Source organism: bacterium, assembly GCA_018812485.1.
Taxonomy (GTDB): Bacteria; JAHJDO01; JAHJDO01; order JAHJDO01; family JAHJDO01; genus JAHJDO01.
Window position 1 is genome coordinate 1 of record JAHJDO010000154.1, and the last position, 2,725, is coordinate 2,725.

The following is a 2,725-nucleotide window of genomic DNA, read 5'->3' on the forward strand; positions in this document are numbered from 1 at the left end:
ATCTGGTTGGCTATTTGGTCCATGGCGCAGAAGAGGAAATCGCCATACTGCACGTCGACGATTGGCCTCAGGCCCATTATGGCGGCACCCAGGGCCACCCCGAAGAAACCGTTTTCGGAGATGGGCGTGTTGATCATCCGCTCGGGAAAATGCTCTTCCAGGCCGAGCGTGACGGTAAAGGCCCCGCCCCATCCGCCGGGAATTGCGATGTCCTCGCCGATGCAGAACACGCGCTCGTCCCGCTGCATTTCCCGGCGGATACATTCCCTGAGAGCTTCCGCTATGCCACGTTTCTTCATCTTTACTCTACTTTGACTGTGTATATCAAGTTTGGAGTTGTTTCCTCAATGGCGGCAAGCGTTTGCGTTTTTTCCAGTGATAGAAGTAGGCGGCTTGCTTACGACGGTTCAGCCGGGTTGCACGATCGCAAAGGTGGGCAAGCGTGTTGCTTTGCAGTTCCTCATGCAGCAGTTGTCCGATGATGGTTCGCAACTCCTGGACGGACAGACATGGCGATACCTTTTTCCCCCCGCCGCTTCTCTTGCGTCAGAAACCAAGTGGCAATCAACGCGAGCGTCTGATGGTGATGCCAACCTTCCCACGTACGGACCTGGTACTGTGCCAAACCCGTTTCGCCCTTGGCTCGCCGAAGACATTCTTCGATGCGGTGTTCGGCACCCAGCACTCGGGCAAAGTCTCGCAGGGGCGTGTCAAACGGCGCATCGGACAGACAGTAGTCATGCTTGATCGTCTTGCGACCTTGCCGTTCGCGAAAGATCACAAGCGTCTCTTCGGGGCCGTTGCGACGCCCCAGTTTGGTCTGCACCCGGGCCTTCACCGCTTCGACAACCAAGGGTCCCTTCTCGCCCGCACGAACCTCGATCCGCGTCCAGTTTTTCGCCGTCTTCATCCAACCGTCGGCACGCTGGAAGGGGACTTTTGGCGGCTGCCCCGAACCGCTGTAGGGCGGTGGCGTGGCGTCCAGATCGCGAACCAACGTGTTACTGGGCACGGCCAACAGGTAGCGTTCCTTCATGCCGCGCAATTCCTTGCGAAACCCGCTGCTTCGGCCCATTTCGTCATCTCCCGTCACCCACGCATGCGGCAACACGCCGCGGTGTTCGCGAAGCATTTCCAAGGCCAGTTCGTGACGTGTACGAAAGCCAACTTCCTTCGGAACCCCCGCCCGCTTGCAGCGCTGCTTGTCCTGCGTCCACTCCTTGGGCAAGTACAGCCTCGTATCGACCAAGGCGTGTTCCCTGCGGGTGACGTAGCCCAGGTAGACACCAACCTGGCAGTTGTCCACCTTGCCCGCCCGCCCGCACCACTGCCGTGCCACTCCCACCGACGCCTTGCCTTGCTTGAGCACCCCCGAGGGATCGATGACCAGCACGCCATCCGCTTCCCCCAACGCCGCTCCGATCTGACGCGCCAACTCGCCGATCAAAGGCTGCCACCGCCATGGCTTCTGGCCTATGAACTTCTGCAAGGGTTGCCGGTCTTGCTCATGAAGGTAAGCAATCGTCTCGATGTTCTTGCGTTTGACGTTGGAGACCAGGCCCGCCACATACTCCTCCAAATGGTCACGTTGGGCGAGCGGCGTCAAGCTTGCCGCGAACGGCCGCACGAACTCCTTCAGCCGCCCCAGCACGCCCTCCAGGGTCTCGGGCTTCACCTCCGCCTCCTTCATCAGTTCCTCATAACGCACCGCAAATCGCCTTTCCATGGCTTTCTCCTTTCCGTTGGCTCCATCCGACGGAAAGCCTGATTACAAAATAACTTACATCAGATCAAGAGCAATACACAGTCAAACTAGTGACAAGCACATCGCAACCGTTCGGCCATAATGACCACAAGTTCCGCCCGGCCCGCGTCATCGGGGCGACCATCGTCAGCCTGGCGGTCGCGATAGCCGCCAGCGGCGTGGCACCGGCACAAGCGGGGCTTGTCGGGAACGTGCTGACGGCTCGCACAAGCGACGGGGATACCGCGGACACCGTCTTGTTCTCGAACTTCGTGCCGATGCCAATCGACGGAACCGTTGATTCGGTTAGCATCTTTAACCAGGGCAAGGCGGGTTCGTTCCGAATGCTCCAACTCCGGCCGCAAAACGCTCAGACGGAGTTCACCATCGTCTACGACAGCGGGGCGTTAACGCCGACGGTCGGGCTGCCGGGCGATACGGTCGAGCGGCTTCCGTTCTCGTCGCCGGCCACGGTTCAGGCGGGCGACTGGTTCGCGCATTACGGCAACGGCATCGCGTACAGTACGCCGCCGTCACCCAGCGCCGCGAATCCGCAAGACATCTTTTACTCCATCAGCGCGGCCACTCTCAACAATGCCATAGCCGGCGGCACCCCGATCAAGGTCGACGGCTCGACCCCCGGCTTTCCGCGGCCGGCCTACAATCGGGATTATGCCTGGGCGGTCGATCTGCTGGAGTATATCACGCCGGACGTTACTGATATTACGCCAATCTACGTGGCCGGCACGAACTATAATCGGATCCTGTACCAGAGCGTCGGAAACGCCATAGAGAACGACGGCCGGTACAACTTCGATGTCGCCACGAACCAGCAATACATGTGGTTCGACTATAGCGATGCCTTGGCGAACATACCCTGCGGACGTTTGCTTTCGGCGGAGTTGAGTTGGACGGGCTCGGTATACGCGGACTATGTCGGCACGCCTTTGGTCGAGTCGGAAGTCGGCGTCTTCGCCGTGC

3 protein-coding genes are annotated in these 2,725 nt (G+C 59.8%); 1 reads left to right on the forward strand and 2 read right to left on the reverse strand.

All coding sequences use genetic code 11. From position 1 onward, the window contains the following. Both KKC91_12630 and KKC91_12635 read right to left on the reverse strand, forming a co-directional pair. Positions 1-299: alpha-ketoacid dehydrogenase subunit beta (locus tag KKC91_12630; protein MBU0479388.1), on the reverse strand; the 299-nt coding region annotated here is incomplete at its 3' end. Between the two features lie 161 nt (positions 300-460). Continuing rightward, positions 461-1,726 carry an IS701 family transposase gene (locus KKC91_12635; GenBank protein ID MBU0479389.1) on the reverse strand — a complete coding sequence of 422 codons (1,266 nt, stop codon included), beginning with the start codon at positions 1,724-1,726 and terminating at the stop codon, positions 461-463. An 89-nt stretch (positions 1,727-1,815) separates the two neighbouring features. On the opposite strand from KKC91_12635, the gene KKC91_12640 reads away from it, so the two are divergent. Next, on the forward strand, positions 1,816-2,725 hold a 910-nt coding region (locus KKC91_12640), incomplete at its 3' end, for a hypothetical protein (GenBank protein MBU0479390.1).